Origin of the sequence: Pontibacter harenae, from assembly GCF_020907245.1 — a bacterium.
Classification (GTDB): domain Bacteria; phylum Bacteroidota; class Bacteroidia; order Cytophagales; family Hymenobacteraceae; genus Pontibacter; species Pontibacter harenae.
In genome coordinates, this window is sequence record NZ_JAJJWH010000019.1 from 22,967 (window position 1) to 40,053 (window position 17,087).

The 17,087-nt window shown below is 41.6% G+C and carries 15 protein-coding genes; 9 read left to right on the plus strand and 6 right to left on the minus strand.

Features of this window, described 5'->3' with window-relative positions:
* Positions 1 to 312: 312 nt before the first annotated feature.
* A complete protein-coding gene (gene bamJ / locus LN893_RS11475; protein ID WP_229970059.1) occupies positions 313 to 921 on the plus strand; it encodes a BamJ family beta-barrel-assembly machinery protein in 609 nt (202 codons plus the stop codon).
* Positions 922 to 1,000: 79 nt separating this feature from the next.
* On the opposite strand, the gene LN893_RS11480 is transcribed toward bamJ, so the two are convergent.
* Complete coding sequence (locus tag LN893_RS11480) at positions 1,001 to 1,447, minus strand: hypothetical protein (protein ID WP_229970062.1); 447 nt, start codon at positions 1,445 to 1,447, stop codon at positions 1,001 to 1,003.
* 324 nt (positions 1,448 to 1,771) lie between these two features.
* Between LN893_RS11480 and LN893_RS11485 the strand changes: the two genes are divergently transcribed.
* The gene (locus tag LN893_RS11485) at positions 1,772 to 3,196 is read left to right on the plus strand and encodes a Glu/Leu/Phe/Val family dehydrogenase (RefSeq protein ID WP_229970065.1); all 1,425 of its coding nucleotides are present in this window, start codon (positions 1,772 to 1,774) and stop codon (positions 3,194 to 3,196) included.
* Between the two features lie 22 nt (positions 3,197 to 3,218).
* Here LN893_RS11485 and LN893_RS11490 read toward each other — a convergent pair whose 3' ends face one another.
* From LN893_RS11490 to LN893_RS11500, 3 genes are all read right to left on the minus strand, one after another.
* A complete protein-coding gene (locus LN893_RS11490; protein WP_229970069.1) occupies positions 3,219 to 3,638 on the minus strand; it encodes a hypothetical protein in 420 nt (139 codons plus the stop codon).
* Between the two features lie 382 nt (positions 3,639 to 4,020).
* Positions 4,021 to 5,832 (minus strand): M61 family metallopeptidase, encoded by a 1,812-nt coding sequence (locus tag LN893_RS11495; protein WP_229970072.1) that lies wholly within the window; start codon positions 5,830 to 5,832, stop codon positions 4,021 to 4,023.
* Between the two features lie 128 nt (positions 5,833 to 5,960).
* Positions 5,961 to 6,377, minus strand: coding sequence for a hypothetical protein (locus tag LN893_RS11500; RefSeq protein ID WP_229970075.1), 417 nt, complete (start codon positions 6,375 to 6,377; stop codon positions 5,961 to 5,963).
* Between the two features lie 237 nt (positions 6,378 to 6,614).
* On the opposite strand from LN893_RS11500, the gene LN893_RS11505 reads away from it, so the two are divergent.
* Entirely contained in the window at positions 6,615 to 7,190 is a 576-nt protein-coding gene (locus LN893_RS11505) for a C40 family peptidase (protein WP_229970078.1), read from the plus strand.
* A 1,251-nt stretch (positions 7,191 to 8,441) separates the two neighbouring features.
* A complete protein-coding gene (locus tag LN893_RS11510) occupies positions 8,442 to 8,873 on the plus strand; it encodes a DUF2147 domain-containing protein (protein WP_229970081.1) in 432 nt (143 codons plus the stop codon).
* Positions 8,874 to 8,977: 104 nt separating this feature from the next.
* Here the strand turns inward: LN893_RS11510 and LN893_RS11515 are convergent, their stop codons facing one another.
* The gene (locus LN893_RS11515) at positions 8,978 to 9,439 is read right to left on the minus strand and encodes a GreA/GreB family elongation factor (RefSeq protein ID WP_229970083.1); all 462 of its coding nucleotides are present in this window, start codon (positions 9,437 to 9,439) and stop codon (positions 8,978 to 8,980) included.
* 565 nt (positions 9,440 to 10,004) lie between these two features.
* On the opposite strand from LN893_RS11515, the gene LN893_RS11520 reads away from it, so the two are divergent.
* Positions 10,005 to 12,521, plus strand: a complete 2,517-nt coding sequence (locus tag LN893_RS11520) for a T9SS type B sorting domain-containing protein (protein ID WP_229970086.1) — start codon at positions 10,005 to 10,007, stop codon at positions 12,519 to 12,521.
* A gap of 3 nt (positions 12,522 to 12,524) precedes the next feature.
* On the opposite strand, the gene LN893_RS11525 is transcribed toward LN893_RS11520, so the two are convergent.
* A complete protein-coding gene (locus LN893_RS11525; protein ID WP_229970089.1) occupies positions 12,525 to 13,151 on the minus strand; it encodes a cytochrome c oxidase subunit 3 in 627 nt (208 codons plus the stop codon).
* 285 nt (positions 13,152 to 13,436) lie between these two features.
* On the opposite strand from LN893_RS11525, the gene LN893_RS11530 reads away from it, so the two are divergent.
* The 4 genes from LN893_RS11530 (at position 13,437) to ligA (ending at position 16,866) form a co-directional block, all read left to right on the plus strand.
* Positions 13,437 to 14,003 carry a YceI family protein gene (locus LN893_RS11530; protein ID WP_229970091.1) on the plus strand — a complete coding sequence of 189 codons (567 nt, stop codon included), beginning with the start codon at positions 13,437 to 13,439 and terminating at the stop codon, positions 14,001 to 14,003.
* 177 nt (positions 14,004 to 14,180) lie between these two features.
* Positions 14,181 to 14,438 carry a hypothetical protein gene (locus LN893_RS11535; RefSeq protein ID WP_229970094.1) on the plus strand — a complete coding sequence of 86 codons (258 nt, stop codon included), beginning with the start codon at positions 14,181 to 14,183 and terminating at the stop codon, positions 14,436 to 14,438.
* A 7-nt stretch (positions 14,439 to 14,445) separates the two neighbouring features.
* Positions 14,446 to 14,682, plus strand: coding sequence for a DUF4920 domain-containing protein (locus LN893_RS11540; RefSeq protein WP_229970097.1), 237 nt, complete (start codon positions 14,446 to 14,448; stop codon positions 14,680 to 14,682).
* Positions 14,683 to 14,853: 171 nt separating this feature from the next.
* A complete protein-coding gene (gene ligA, locus LN893_RS11545; protein WP_229970100.1) occupies positions 14,854 to 16,866 on the plus strand; it encodes an NAD-dependent DNA ligase LigA in 2,013 nt (670 codons plus the stop codon).
* Positions 16,867 to 17,087: the final 221 nt, after the last annotated feature.

A 17,087-nucleotide genomic window follows, 5' to 3' on the forward strand; every position in this document is an offset into this window, starting at 1 on the left:
TTAAACCAAAAGAGCCGTTCATACAAGCGGCTCTTTTGGTTTAAGAAAACACTGTTTCTGTACATTAAATGAAAGGGTAAAAGCTGCTGTATACACCAAACTAGACAAACCATAGTTAGCGAAACTAGCCACTCTCATGCACTTCACTAGTGACTTTAAAATTTTTTTTACCTCCCCATAAGCCTATTGCCTCCTGGAGAGTAACCGACGGCTTGTTTTCACGTTCTGAACAAAAAGCGTAGCTTTGCAAAAACGGCCTCACAAAAGGCTAATATTATATCCATGCACCTGCTGGTGCACAAAACAACAACTATGGCATTAAGTAATTTAAAAGACAAGATCAGCTACATTATTGGCCGCGACATGGCTACCAACCTGAAAAAGCAGGGAATAGATATTGAAGCTGAAGCTTTTACACAAGGTCTGAAAGAGGTATTGGAAGGCAAACCCTCTACCCTTTCGCAGCAGGAAGTACAACAGGCTATGATGGCCCTACAGCAGGAAATGGCACAGAAGCAAAATGCCTCTGGCGCAGAAAACCAGCAAACAGGTGAAGCATTCTTAGCAGAAAATAAAAGTAAAGAAGGCGTTAAGACATTGCCAAGTGGCCTACAGTACCAAGTGCTTCAAGAAGGAAACGGCAAATCACCATCATCATCTGATCAAGTTACTACGCACTACCACGGCACATTAATTGACGGTACTGTGTTCGATTCTAGTTACGAGCGTGGGCAACCAGCAACTTTCCCAGTAAATGGCGTAATAGCTGGCTGGACAGAAGCTTTACAAATGATGAAGGAAGGCGCTAAATGGCGTTTGTTTATCCCTTCTAACCTAGCTTATGGTTCACAAGGCGCTGGTGACGTAATTGGACCAAACACTACACTTGTTTTTGATGTGGAGCTGATTACAGTACACTAACAGCAAACCAATTTGTTATAAACAAGAAGGGTGGCCTGTTAAGCCGCCCTTCTTGTTTACCTTTTGTCTTAAAGCTTGGCTACAAGCAAAAGCTATCTAGCCAGCGCATACTTTCTTCAGGATATGAGAACTGCTCCAGTCTAAGCACATTTCCATCCACAGTAAAATATTCTTCTCCCAATCCAGCAAAAATGGCCTGGTGCGTATAAACAGGTAAAATCACAGCTGCAAAAATGCTTCTCTGCACCAGCTTCAGGGCTGCGGGCAGCAAATATCTCATTACCCACCGCTGTTCTTCTTTCTCCATAGAATTCCGCTCCTGCAAATCAAAAAGCCACTTTTGTGGTTTATAGGTGCAGAACATCTCCATGATTTTCTGATATCCGCCTAAACGTTCTACGGCATTCACCTCGCCCCACCATTTAACTACAAAAGTTTCTCTTACATCGTCGAATGCTATGTAAAGCTTTTCCCCCCAATAAACTGCGCCCGTAGGGACAACCTCTAAGTTATCTTCCTCAACCATTTCTTTGCCAGTTAGAATCTTTCAACATACATCAACATTCTGTTAAGGTGTAACGCCGCAATTACATTTAAATTATTTAACGATTAAATATTCTTATACTCATAAATCTTCATAAAAGTTAGGCAATTATTTCTAATAGCAATAAATATGTTAACCAATTATTAAAATATTATTATTAAAATCTTTAAACGATTTAAAAAGCAGAAAGATAAAACATAGCAAAACCAAAATATTGTTAACTTGGCAGGAGCGGTTCGTTAAACAAATCAAATCTTAAACCGTTCTAAAAAAGCAGAACATATCTTTAACTAAAAACATACTTGTATGGGAAACGAACAGAACGAAGGAAAAAAGTTCTTAGAAAGTGTACTCCAGTATTTTGATCATGCGGCAAGCTTCTCACATTTATCGCCTGGTATCATATCCCAAATCAGAGCATGCAACAGTGTTTACAAAGTGTCCTTTCCTATAGAAGTAGATGGAAAAGTAGAGGTTGTTGAAGGCATTAGAGTACAACACAGTCACCACAAGCTACCTTCTAAAGGAGGCATCCGTTTTAGTATGCAAGTAGATGAAGATGAGGTGAAGGCGCTGGCTACACTTATGACGTTTAAATGCGCTGTAGTAGATGTGCCTTTTGGCGGAGCAAAGGGAGGTGTTAAAATTAACCCACGCACTAGTTCAGTTAAAACCTTAGAAAAAGTAACCCGACGTTATGCAGCCGAGCTGATAAAGAAAAACCTTATCGGGCCAGGCATGGACGTACCTGCCCCTGATTACGGAACAGGAAGCCGAGAAATGGCTTGGATTGCCGACACATACCAAGCCTTGAAGTATGGTGAAACAAATGCGCTAGGTTGCGTTACAGGTAAGCCTGTGGGGCAGGGCGGTATACGCGGAAGAGCCGAAGCCACAGGTTTGGGTGTATATTATGGCATCAGAGAGTTACTCTCGGATACCGAGCTGCTGAAGGGCAGAGGTATTGAAGCGGGTTCTATGGAAGGCAGAAGCATTATTGTGCAAGGCCTTGGTAACGTTGGTTATCACGCAGCCTATTTCTGCCAGCAGGACGGTGCTCTGATTACGGGCATTGCTGAGCGCGAAGGCGGTATTTATGATCCGAATGGCATAGATGTACAAGATGCATTCAAGCATCGTAGCGAGACAGGCTCTATTCTTAACTACAAGAATGCAAAGAACATCGAGAACTCTGTCGACCTACTGGAGGAAGAGTGCGATGTACTAATCCCAGCCGCTTTGGAAAACCAGATCCACAGTGGCAACGCAGCAAACATAAAAGCAAAAATTGTTGCAGAAGGTGCTAACGGACCAGTAACAAAAGATGCTGAGCAGATTCTACTGGAGAAAGGCATTATTATTCTGCCAGACCTTTACCTAAATGCAGGTGGGGTTACAGTTTCCTACTTCGAGTGGCTCAAGAACCTTTCTAACGTTCGATTTGGCCGTATGGGAAAACGAGCGGAGGAGTCGCACTTCAGACGTATAGTAAACGCTATAGAATCTACTTCTGGCAAAACCATGTCAGCAAACGAAAGAGCATTGCTGATACACGGTTCTGATGAGATAGACTTAGTACGTTCTGGTTTGGAAGACACTATGATAAATGCCTACCACGAAATACGGGATGTGATGGATAAGAAAGGGATTCCTGATTTAAGGACAGCTGCCTTCTTAACCGCCATTGAAAAAATTGGTGTAAGCTACGAGGCTTTAGGAATTTTCCCTTGATATACTAATATAGCTACTAAACTTACAAAAGGTCAGGGTGCAGCAGTCCAGCATCCTGGCCTTTTTGCACATTATGCAGCCAGTGCAAAGCTTCGTCTGCATCAGTAAAGTAATTAATTTTTAAGTACTCATGTATAACCTGCACACGCTCTAGCTGGTAATGGCTTACGATAGCCTTGAAGTGACCTTCAGAAAACACAACTGCTAGAAAAAAATCAGCATACAACAATTTGTACACTTTTGGATAATATTCATAAACCAACCAAGCTTCCTGCTCTCGGCTTAATGCTCCAATCAAAGTAAGATCTGTACAAAAACAAATTAGACTCTCATGACGAGTAAGGAAAGCAAGTATTTCTAAATTAGCTTCTTTAAAAGCCTTGAATCCAGGTTTTGACTTCCACCTAGTTTGCACAATCTGCAAACCTTCATAAAACGACACACAAACTATTGGTGTCTCAAATATCACCATACACTCAAAAATTGGATATTTAAAATGTACCGAAATGTATGTACTTTTAAATAAATTATCAAATAACTATATATAAAAAGCTTAGAAAAATTAAAAAACACACTTAAAACAAGTAATTACTCTAACCCTTCAATTCAGCAATACTTTATTGCACCAAATATTCATACTTTTCATAAAGCCATAATCTCACTTCTTGCACTTAACGTTTAAACAAACATTTACATCATTTCCCATTGATTGATATTAATCTAAGAAGCATTGAAACAACTCACGTTCCGCAATTAGGTAAAATCAAAAGCGCCAACACTTTCAGGTGTTGGCGCTTTTGATTTTCTTTATGGATTGGGAATTACTACACAGACTCTGTGTTTAGCCACTTCCTAAGTATTTTGTTTTGCTGCTCTGTAGGGTTACTTACTCGTTGGAACTGGTAACGCACACTTTGGTCTTTCACCATTGGCACCTCTAGTACCAGTAGCTTACCGTCACGAGCAACTACTACTTCAAGCTTCTCACCTATGGCTCTGCCGCTAAGTAAATTTTTGATGTTGTTGTTATCTACTCGGAAACCATCGATAGCTACTAGTTCATCATTTACATTGATGCCGCCTTCCCAGGCACTGCTATTGCGCGAAACGCCTCTCACCATAACTTTGCCATCTGTATCAGATGTTGATGCACCCCAGTCTATGGCAACCATGTTCTCGTTTACGTTCACCAGTTGTAGGCCAGCAGCGCTAAAGTACTCGTTGTAGTTAGGAGATTTTGTACCGTTGATGTAATTCTGGAAGAAAGCATCCATACTTTTGCCAGCTACGGCCTCAATGCCTTCTTTCATCTCTTTCTCGGTGTAGCCTCTGCCTAACTTTTTGTAGTACCGCTCATACATATAGCGCATTACATCATCCAGGCTTTTCTCTCCTGCTGTAGTTCTCATAATTTCCATGTTCAGCAAGTGTCCTATTACGCCACCCTTTGTATAATATGATACCTCCGCATTGTTTGAGTTCTCGTTGCGTCTGTAGTACTTAATCCAAGCATCAAAGCTTGATTCTGCCACTGTCTGTATTTTGTTTCCAGGAGTGTTCTCAACAGAATTGATACTTCCTGCCACTATGTTCAGGTAATTATCAGGAGAAACAAATCCTGCTCTGCGAACAATCAAATCGTCGTAATAGCTTGTGATACCTTCCGACACCCAAAGCAGAGAAGTATAGTTTTCTTCGTTGTAGTTGAATGGCCCTAAAGCCAAAGGTCGCAGGCGTTTCACATTCCATAAGTGAAAGTACTCGTGCGCCACTAAGCTTAAAAAGCCTCTGTAGCCACTTTCAGTACCATAGTTCCAGCGAGTTGTTTGCAGCGTAGTAGAGTTTAAGTGCTCCAGACCACCGCCACCGCGGTTCAGATTGTGCACAATAAACAAGTAGCGATCTACTGGAAGCTCTCCGATAACGGCAATGGCGTTTTCAGTTACCTTTTTCATGTCGGCCATCAGGCGCTCAGGGTCGTAGTTGCCCTCGCCGTACATAGCCACTTCGTGCGGCACACCATTCGTCGTAAACTGGTACACCTCGTGGGTACCTATCTCGAAAGGAGAGTCAGCCAAAATATCATAATTCGGGAAAGTGTAATTAAACTTTCCAGTGCTCTTAAGCCCTGTTGAAACGGTGTTCCAGCCTTCGTAAGGCTTCACAACAACGGTTCCGTCTTCTTTCTCATACCCTTCTGGGTACATAAAAATGCTGGTGCCATTTACATAGCCATGAGAGGCATCGAGGAAGCTTGTACGTACACTTAACTCATAAGCATATACATCGTAGCTAACCTGCACCACATCAGCACGGTTGCTGTAAACGCGCCAGGTGTTTTTGTCAATTTTCTCAGCTTGTAGCGAATTTCCGTTTTTATCTGTCGCCTTAAAGCTTTCTACATTTTTAGCAAACTCCCTTACCAGGTAAGAGCCTGGGGCCCACACTGGCATGGTAAAGTCTACGTATTTTTTCTTTGCGCCCGTTAGCTCTACGCCCACATTAAAGTAATGGGTATGAGGCTCAGGCATGGACAAGGTGTAGGTAATTTCAGCACCAAAGGCTGTAGAAGCTGTTACCACGAACAGCAGCGCAAACAGAAAGAGTGATTGTTTTAGTTGCTTTAGTTTATGCATGTTGTATGATTGGATTTAGTCAAAGCTACGGCATTTTACAATAATTATGCAGCTTTTCAAAATCCGACCATACTACAGGCGCTAACCTGTTTCACTTAAATAACAGAAGATTTGTTCTGAAGAAAGAGTTACTTAGCCAATTTCTTGCCTAGCCAATGTTCAGCCTTCTCAAGATCACAGAATGTGTTTAGGATAACAAAGGAGTTATAGGTCTTGAGCCCAAGCTTCCCTACTGCCTTCAGCAAATTTTTGTAGCAAGATTTAGAGCACACGATCGCCATATAATTCGATGGCCCTAAGGTCATCATCATCATCGGGAAAAGATGAAGCTGAATCCATGTGTTATCCTCTTCGTTTAGCTCCCCTATGTCACGTAAATCAAGCAACCATTGCTTAACCTTGTGCTCCAAAGCAAAGCGATATGCCTGCATCAACCCCTCTCTAAACTCATTGGAATTAAAGCTAGTGTGGCACTTGATAAAGTTAATTCTTTTCTCCTCATCATAAAGGGCCTCTATCGAATCTGCACCGTAAACCATTACCATTCTTAATTAATTCTTTATACTTACCACCGCTGTAGTTACTGCTACGGTTCGAATATATGTACAATGATTTCAAAAAATATAACAAAATGGTTAAAAAGGTAAACCTTTGTGTGAAAAGCTATAATATTGTGGTAAACAGCAAAATACACCAAGTTTGCTCTGTTCAGAAAAAGCATAGGGTAAAGCGAAAGGAATTATAACATCCTATCTGCCTGTTAGAAGTGAAAGCATAAGAATATGAAAAAGAAAATATGCCTGTTATTATTTCCATTTACCTTTCTCGCCTACCTCGGTTCTTCTGCTCCCGACAGTGCAGCTAAGCCCCCGAAACATACGCTAGAAGCCGCTGCTACTAACAACATAACTAGTGAAGAGCCCGCCAGTAAGGCAGAACCAGGAAATATTAGAGCTTTAATAGATTACGCCTTCACCTTTATGGGTAGCCCATATGTTTATGCTGGCATTTCTCCCGAAGGCTTCGACTGCTCTGGTTTTACCAAGTATGTATTTCAGAAATTTGGAGTAAGCTTACCACATTCTTCAGGTCTACAGGCCACAACAGGAGTTAAGGTAGATCGCCATAAAGCTCGCCTAGGTGATGTTGTGATCTTTACAGGTACGAACCCAAGTGTCAGGAAACCAGGACACGTCGGAATCGTTATTTCCTCTCCAGGCGATACCATCACCTTTATTCATGCTTCCTCAAACGGAGGTGTTAAAGTAAGCAAGGTAGAGGGCACCCGCTACAACACCAGATTTTTGGAAATAAGAAGGGTAATTGACAAAGAGTTGAAAAGTATATCAGCAAAGTAAGCTAACTAGCTCCTACCCTTTTCAAATTTGATGAACTAAGAATAGTAGATTGTTTATAACATTTAAGGCTATTTCCGTAGAAAAAGTATGTAACATTCTGCCATAAGCAGCTTAAATTTTATAGACAGACATGGTTTATCCTTTTGTAGCGAATATAATCAATGCCCTCCTACTGATTGTAGCAGGCTTCACGGTTTATTTTACAAACTCTGCCCGCCCCTATACAGATCTGATAGCACCAGCATTCTGTTCCTGGCATGCAGCTTTCAACTTCGTGAACGCAATAGATTTGTTTTTTACACTATTACAGCTCTTACACTCCTTCTAGGTTTCGTGATAATGCATCGCATAAATCCAGAGACCTTTGGTTGGGATCTGCTCCACATACTGTTGCTCCTGATGGTGATAAGCTGTTTTATAGCTTCCGTTGTTTATGTTGGCTCTTTTTTGAGGGAACGTCGCGTGGGCGGTGGCAACATCTACAAAAAGGATTTATAGACAGAAAGGGCTAGAAAGTATAAATGCCAGATGTAGCCCGTCAAGTTACATCTGGCATTTAAGAATCCTTCTTCGTCTTATTAAGCGGCACCCTGCTATTCAGTGGCACCATCTAAAAAGACCAGAGGCAAAATTTACTGCGCAAGCAGTAAGGATACTGCTTACTAAGCCAGTTCACAATTAGTGTGAACAATAATACCTCGGCTTACTAAGACGTCTGATGGATTAGACATAGCACCTCCTTTCTCTAAAGTCCGACATACACTCTGAGCATTCAACAGATTAACGAAATCTTATAGAAGCTTAAACCAGAGCCGTAGCACTCGCTACTGTTTTATAAAGATAAAATAACGCCGAATAGTTCACAAGGTTTAACACATATTTTTATACAGCCTTCTTACTTAAATCATAATTATAGTAAATCAGTAAAAGCAATAAGCCTTAAATTAAACACAATAAATTTATTATCAATTAGTTATAAAACAAATAATCAGCAGCAAGTGCATTCTTTTCTGTACAAAAAAATTTATGCCTGAAATACAAATTGCAGCTTTAGCTCATAAATTGGCTTTAAGCACACCTGTATCAAGCTTTACTCCTGAAGCTTAACATAAAATTCTCTAGAGATTCTTTCTCTAATTTGTAGTTCTAGGGCTATAATATACTGAAACTATAGCATCATTTTTTTATTGAAAATAAGTAGAACTATTTTATATTTAAACTCTTATACCAACAACTACAACTAACATAATCATGAAAAGGAATCTTTTGACTCTTGTGGTGCTTATGCTACTTTCTTCGTACGCATGGGCCCAAAGCTTATCACCCATTGGCATATGGACAAACGAGGAAGGCAAAGCTCAGTTCGAAATTTACAAGTGTGGCAATAAACTCTGCGGCAAAATTGTGTCTTTAAGAGAACCAACTAAAAACGGCAAAGCAAAAGTAGATGAAAACAACCCTGACAAAGCGAAAAGGAATGTACCGCTGCAAGGGCTGGTTTTTTTGAAAGGGTTTGAATACGATGGCGACAACAAATGGGACGAAGGCACTATCTACGATCCCGAAAGTGGCAAGACTTATTCCTGCTACATGAAGATGGAAAGTAAAGACAAAATGGAGGTTAAAGGATATATTGGCTTCTCCTTGATAGGCAGGTCCCAGACCTGGACAAGAGTTAAGTAGAAATAAAAAAGGTTAGCATAACTGCTAACCTTTTTTATTTCACCCTTTACAGATTTATAAACTATAAATAAAGGCCTAAGGTTACACCCTAAGCCACTTTTTGACTAATACACCTGCAGTATCTTATATTCTTTATCCCTAAACACAAAGCTATCGCCTGCTGATTTGCCAGCCATTGCTTTATATATTGGAGACATCCCCGATATGGCGAAAAACTCATCTCCCTCAATTTCTATTTTCCCAAGGCTCACACCAATAAAGTAATTTTGGAGTTCTGTAAACACCACAGCACCCAACGATACTTCTGTGTTTACTTTAGTGGCATTCACGCGTCGGAGCAGCCCCATAGTTGAGATGAGTTCATCCAACTGCTTCGCAAACATGTCGCGCTGAATCTGGCAAGCCTCCCTAAAAGATTCAAATTTGTCTTCCATAGCACCCTGATGCTCGTTTGCGCTCTCTTGTGCCACGTCCATAGCGTCTTTTGCAGCTTTCATCTGCATATTCAGCAGCTTATTGCTCTCCTGCAACAGCCGCTTTTTTAATTCTAGTTCTTGTGTCAGCATGGTTTGTTTTTTATACCACTATTTAAGCTGCCTGTTCCCCTACACGTGTTTGTAAACCAACAGGCACATTTCGTTAAGAAAGTTTCAATCAGAATCAACTGAATCTGTACACAGCCTGCCGAAAGAAAAAAAGGAAAAATCGAACAGGCAAAAGTAAAACCAACTAGTTGGTTAGATGTTTTAGAAGACGGCAACTAATTGCGATTAAACGTTTTATTTAATTTAATGTTAAGTCCAATCACTAAGATATTTTGCTCCTACGCTTAATATCACTACCAACTTCTACAATTGGCAGACAAACAGTTGGCCTTTTACAATCCTAAACGAGCTTAAAGTCTTACAAAATGAGCAAGTATTGAGTGACACTTTAGCAAAAAAGCGTTTCTGCGCAGTAACTACCATCCAAAGCTTATTTCCTCTTCAAAAAGACTAAGCCTTACGAGGCACTTAAGATAAATTCAAAAAAATAACTCTAAAGCAAAACTAAAAAGGACATCTAATTTTAAATCTCATGTATTTTAGATAATTTTCAACAGCGATATAAGTTTTCTTAAGCGTCTATAACATGAGGCAACGTATCTTTTTTTTTATATTTTGTATCCTTTTAAGCTTTCAAACATATGCCACCCACTTGGTTGGAGGTGAGTTTGAGCTACAACATCTGACAGGATATAACTACAGGCTGAGCTTAAACTTATATTTCGACCTTGTGAATGGTGACAGAGGCGCAAGAGACCCCTCCATTGCCGTCAGGATTTTCTCTAAAAGCAGTAATACTGTGATGTCGACGGTATACATGTCTATAAAAGATGAAACGCCTGTAAACTATACCAATATAGACTGTACTACAGGAGAACTGAAAACCAGCAAAATACTCTATTATGAACAGGTTTACCTTGACCCTAACCGATTTAACGACCCCCAGGGATATTATGTAGTTTGGGAACGCTGCTGCAGAAACAGAACTATAAATAACATTGTCGCACCCGAGGCTGCAGCGCAAACATTTTATATGGAAATCCCTCCTGTTGTAATCAATAACGCCTTTTTTAAAAATTCGTCGCCAAAGCTTTTCCCCCCTCTAAGCGACTATGCTTGCGCAAATGAGGTCTTTTACTTCGACTTTAGTGGAACCGATCCTGACGGAGACTCCCTAGTTTACGACATGGTTACACCTCTGAACGGTTACAGTACTACCCAAGTACCCGCTCCCCTTCCCCAACCTGCACCTTATACCCCTATTATGTGGAGGCCTGGGTATAACACCAACAACCAGGTGCTTGGCACACCGCCCATGAACATAGACAAGCAAACAGGAAGGCTTACTGTTATGCCACTGAGCAGGGGCTTGTATGTTTTTGGGGTTCGTTGCCAAGAGTTCAGGAATGGCGTTAAGATTGGAGAAGTCCGCCGTGACTTTCAGCTTCTGGTGAAGAGCTGCCCAACCAACGAAAAGCCTGTAGTACTTGCCCAAAAGCAAGGAACAAAAAGCTTTTATAGCCAAAACGAGGTATTAACTATTAACCCTAACGGTGATCGTTGCATAAAAATACTCTTCACAGACCCAGACCCTAACGAGCCACTGGTATTAACTGCTAGACCTGTAAATTTCACGAACAATGCATCGTACAGTTTCCAGGGCAGAACTTCTGGCACCGTGAACGCAGGTGGGGCTACAGACACCCTTACTGCCACCATTTGCTTTGAAGAGTGCTTCGACACGGATGAAAAAGTATTTCTGTTAGATTTGATTGTGCGTGATGACGGCTGCAGCTTACCTAAACAAGATACTGTGCGGGTAAGTTTTGTTATAGATCCACTAGCAGATGCACCACCAAACATTGCACTCTCTACCAACACAAGAGTTTATGAAATTGAAGAAGGTGACATTGTTAATTTTGATGTGATAGGCACAGACCCAGATCAGCAGATAATTAGCCTTACAGCCTCTGGTGTAAACTTTACCCTTGATCAACACAATATCACTTTCGATCCAAAAACAGGCATCGGCCCGCTTACCTCTACTTTTAGATGGGAAGTAGATTGCGATGCAGTAAAGCAGGATAGTTACCTGGTTGATTTTTTAGTCTCTTCCGTCGTCTGCGGAAAAACTGTTACCAGAAAAGAAACGGTAGAATTCAGATCGAAGTATGTAAATAATGTACCTGTAATCTCAACAGATCAGCAAACGCTCGTTATTAACCTGCAGCAAGGAGTTCCTTTTGAGGCTAACCTTTTCGGTAACGATATAGATTTAAACGAGCTCTCTTTGTTGGCGCAGGGATACGGCTTTAATCTTGCAGATAAAGGAATGACGTTTGATGCCACAGGTGGCGCAGGCAATGCAGCGGGTATTTTTAGATGGATACCAAGCTGTGAAGATGCAAAAGCAGGTAGTTTTAAAGTTGACTTTTTGCTGCGCGAAAACGCATGTGTTCCCTCCGCAGAACAAAAAATAACAATGGAGTTTAGAGTAGATGCTCCAAATCAGTTGCCTGTTATCTCTACTGATAAGCCTGATCTGGTGTATGAGGTTGCCCTGAACGAGCAGTTTGAGGCTAACATACTTGGAGAAGACTTTGACCTGGACCCATTAACATTAACTGCCGCAGGCGATGGTTTTAACCTTGCCGACTATGGAATGAACTTCGAAAGCACCAATGGTAATGGCACAGCTACTGGTTTGTTTACATGGCAAGCAAACTGCGAAGCTTTTGAGCAAGGTAGCCTTCGTGTCACATTCATGCTTAAAGAAGATGCTTGCGCACCGCCTTCTGAGCAAAGGCTTGTTATAGAATTTAAGGTGAAAGTGCCTGATGTTAGGGCTTATGTACCTGCCAACATCTTTACGCCGAACGAAGATGGCAAAAACGATTTCTTCGAGATGCCTTCGTTACCAATGGAGTTCTGCACAGCCACCTTTATGAACATCAAAATTTATAACAGGTGGGGTAAAGAAGTGTTTACAAGCTACAACAGTAACTTTAAGTGGGATGGCAAAGGAGTAAATGACGGAGTTTACTTTTATGTGATAGACTACAGAACAAGTAAATTTAAAGGTTCTGTTACCTTAGTAAGATAAGTACTAGGACATAAACAGGAGCACACCATATAAGCCAAGCCACAAGAAATCCATAAAGTGCCAATAGGTACACAGCAGTGTTAACTGTAGGCGGCGGTACGGGTCACGGATAAAAACGAGGCTCCTCACGCCGTCTGCATTTACATGCATTGTTTTAAAGAAAAGAAAAGACAGAAATATAATACCGCCCGATAAGTGCAGGATGTGGAGAGCCGAAATCAGGTAAAGATAGGTACCCGATGCTTTTCCTTTGAAGCTAAAGCCAGATTCCGACATTTCAGTCCAGCCAAGAAACTGAGCTGCAATAAATAATAGCCCAAGGCCAAATGTAATACCCAAGTAGCGCGCCATCTTCTTCAGCTTATCTTTTCTGTAAAGGCGCGGCACTTTGTTTATAGCGTAGCTACTGAAAAGTAGCAAGATGGTACTCACACTAAAAAATTTAGGCAATTCAAAAGCCTCATTTTGGAACCCACCTGTTCGCATAAACGCTACAACCAGAACCAAGAACAACACTCCGATACCAATCATACTCAGGTATAACAGCATACGGATCGGGTGCATCTTCTCGATCGTGCTGAAAGCTGAATGTTGCTTTGTCCCTACTTTATTTTTCTTATCCTGATCCATTTATAACTCCTTCTGATTGAGCGCCAAAAATGGGCTACAACTAATAATTGTACAACAATGTTTGTTAAGTGATGTTATACTAACTATATACACATCCGACCCTCTGATAGTTTTAGAAATCAACCAAATTAATTGTTAGTTTAACAGTAAACCTATAGATTAAATTTGCCCTATGAATGAAACAGAAATAAAATTCACTTAATAGTGCACCTTTCGTTTGCACAGTATCATCTAAAAAATCTAAAAACCGTTAATATAATTATCAGTAACGGTTCAAGATCTTTCATGGTAAAATTTATACTTCTTTCTTTTTGTGTAATTCTTATTTCAGTCTTACCAGCCAAGGCGCAATCGCGCACGCCTTTTACGAATGGTAACACCACTATTGTAACGGTAAAAGGTAACACTGCCGACTACGATTATGTTACGCCTGAGCTACTAGTGCGCTACAACAATACCACTCAAAATGTAGAGTGTGTGTTAAATGTTGCGTCTCTGCGGCCAGCAAACGCTGAAGCTCCTCCAGGTTTAGTACAGGATGTATTCTTTGTTTCTAAATACCCTGAATTTATTCTTGAATTTAAAGTGCCAGCCGAAAGTGTAGCAGCCAACAGAACGGGAGTTCAAGATTTAAATACGCGTGCCAGTATTACCTTTCAGGGAATAACGAATGAGGTGTTAATTCCTGTACATTTAAGTAGCGATAAACAATCTATAGTTTTCAGCACTAATTTCGACATGATGTTAGATAATCATCAGGGAAGCATACCAGCCAAGTACCTCCCTGTTTTGAGCGGTCGCATCGTTATTACCATACAAAACGCACGTTGGGCAAACATCACTCCCAATTAAAGAGTTAATCTTTAGACACGCATACATTTCACATTGAAAAGCAACTTGTACAGCGTTACCACTAATCACAGTTTTCGCAAGCTTTTATCATCCCTCTTACAAAAGAACCCCATCAAAATAAACTTATTTTCAAGGCATTACCTATATTTACAGTCTACAATTAAACTACGCCTAAGGATGAAGAAGACCTTTGTTTTTATACTAATAGTTGCAAGTATGTACGGCTGCAATCAGGCTCAGGAAGCCACAACTGCAACATCTTCTACAAAACTAGAAGAGCAGCGTCAGACTGCTGGTAATAGTTATGGGGCAGCATTCGCAGAAGAAAATGTGATATCGACAACGGCTTTGCAAGAGGCATTGTCAGACAAAGACTCTGTGCAGGCTACGGTTTCTGCCGAGGTGTTGGAAAGCTGCAAGTCTAAAGGCTGTTAACGTGAAGATGGCTGATAACAGCGCCATGAAAGTAACTTTCCGCGACTACGCCTTTTTCTTACCAGTAGAGGATTTGAAAGGTAGAGAAGTTGTTTTTACGGGTACAGCCAAGCGCCAGATAACCTCTGTGGCAGACCAACAGCACTATGCTAAAGATGCTGGTAAATCAGAAGAAGAAATTCAAGCTATTACGGAGCCTAAAGAGGAAATCCGTTTTGTAGCGAACGGAATTGTGCTCAAGTAAGTAAGGCAGAACTATAGCATATAAGGAAGGTCGCTCAACAGGCGACCTTTTGTTTTAAAAGAAAGCAACCTAACTCTGCTGCTGCTGCTGTAAAAACATTCAGATTGCGGCACCACAGCCATCGCTTTACCAAGTCTTTTGGTAATTTTACACAGGCACAAACTATCGTATATGGCAGCAGAGAAAGAACCTCTTTTAGAGATACAAGAACTTACACAGCGTTTAAACTACCTTAATTACCAATACTACCAGAACAGCATATCAGAGGTTCCTGATTACGAATTTGATATGATGCTGAAACGGCTGCAGGAACTGGAAGAACAGCACCCAGAACTGGCATTACCTAACTCCCCTACCACCCGTGTAGGCGGTACCATTACCAAAAACTTTAAAACGGTTTTGCACAAGTACCCGATGCTATCGTTGGGTAATACTTACTCAGAAGAAGACCTGCGGGAGTTTGATAAGCGTGTACGTAAAGCTGTTGGCGACGATGTAGAGTATGTGTGTGAGCAGAAGTTTGATGGTGTAGCCATTAGTTTAACTTACGAGAACGGTATTTTTGTACAAGGCGCAACTCGTGGCGATGGTACACGAGGAGACGACATTACTGCAAACGTACGCACCATACGCGACATTCCGCTGCAGGTACACGGGGAGAACTTTCCAGAACTGTTTGAAGTACGCGGTGAGGTTTTTATGCCGTTCTCTGTTTTTGAGCAACTGAACCAGGACCGTGAAGAAACTGGAGAACAACTGCTGGCTAACCCAAGAAACGCCGCTTCTGGCACCCTAAAACAGCAGGATTCTTCTATTGTGGCAAGCAGAAAGCTTGGTTGCTTTTCCTATGGCTTCCACTGTTCTCCTAATCCCTTTACTACGCATTCAGAGAGCCTGCAGGCAATCCAGAAGTGGGGCTTTAAAGTATCAGATACCTGGCGCAAATGTACCTCTATTGAAACAGTGCTGGAATATATTCAGGAGTGGGAGCAAAAGAGGCTGGAGCTACCTATCGCTACAGATGGTGTCGTGATTAAAGTGAGCAGCTATGCGCTGCAGGAAGAGCTCGGCTTCACGGCCAAAAGCCCCAGATGGGCTATTGCTTATAAATATCCTGCCATGAGTGCCGCCACCAAATTACAAGGCATACAGTACCAAGTAGGCCGTACTGGGGCTGTAACTCCTGTTGCTTTGCTAGAGCCAGTGCTATTGGCAGGTACGGTGGTTAAGCGCGCCTCGGTGCACAATGCCAACGAAATACATCGCCTAGACCTGCGCCTCGGCGATGTTGTGTTTGTAGAAAAAGGTGGTGAGATCATACCTAAAATAACAGGTGTAGACACCAGCAAGCGTCCTGACGATAGCCAACCTATTGAATACCCTACCCACTGCCCTGCCTGCGGTACACCTCTTATTAGAACAGAAGGAGAGGCTAACTTTTACTGCCCGAACGACGAAGGCTGTGCTCCGCAGATAAAGGCAAAACTGGAGCATTTTATCTCGCGCAAGGCCATGAACATAGATGGTTTAGGCCCCGAAACCGTTGAGCAACTATACCAACTTGGGTTAGTGCGACATGCCGCTGATTTGTACTCGCTAACATATGAGCAGCTGATTAGCTTGGAGCGCATGGGCGAGAAATCTGCCAACAACCTGCTTAGCAGCCTACAGAAGTCTAAAGAGGCACCTTTCGATCGGGTACTGTTTGCCTTGGGCATTCGCTTTGTAGGCAGCACAGTGGCTAAAAAACTTACTGAACATTTCCCTGACCTGGAGGCGCTAAGAGGCGCTACCTTAGAAGAGCTTGTTGCTGTAAATGAGATAGGAGAACGCATTGCCACTTCCATTATCGCCTACTTTAGCCAGCCAGAAAATGTGCAGATGGTAGAAAAGCTAAAAGAAGCAGGCCTGCAGTTTAAAGCCGAGAACACTGCTCCAGCTTTAGAAAGCGACAAGCTAACGGGTAAAACTTTTGTTATATCGGGTGTTTTTGAAAGTGTAAGCAGAGAAGAATTACAACAGCTCATAATTACCCATGGCGGCAAAGTGGTCAGTTCTATATCTGCTAAACTTTCTTACTTGGTGGCTGGCGATAAAATGGGGCCAGCCAAGCTCGAAAAAGCAAATAAGCTAAGAATTACCATTCTCTCAGAAGGGCAGTTTCTGGAGATGATTCAGGCATAAACAGTAGGAGCGCCAGCATTAAAGCTGGCGCTGCCGCTTCTGCTATAATCCTTCACATAAAGTTGTTTCACAACACATCTTCTTTCAACATCACTTCTTCACACAGCTACAGAATATCTATTAATTTTCTAATTTGGCAGAAGAATATAGGCGGTTAATCTATTGCTTCTCCAGTGGATTGTTAAAGTAACTGGAGATTAGGTATCTTACAGTAGCTATTG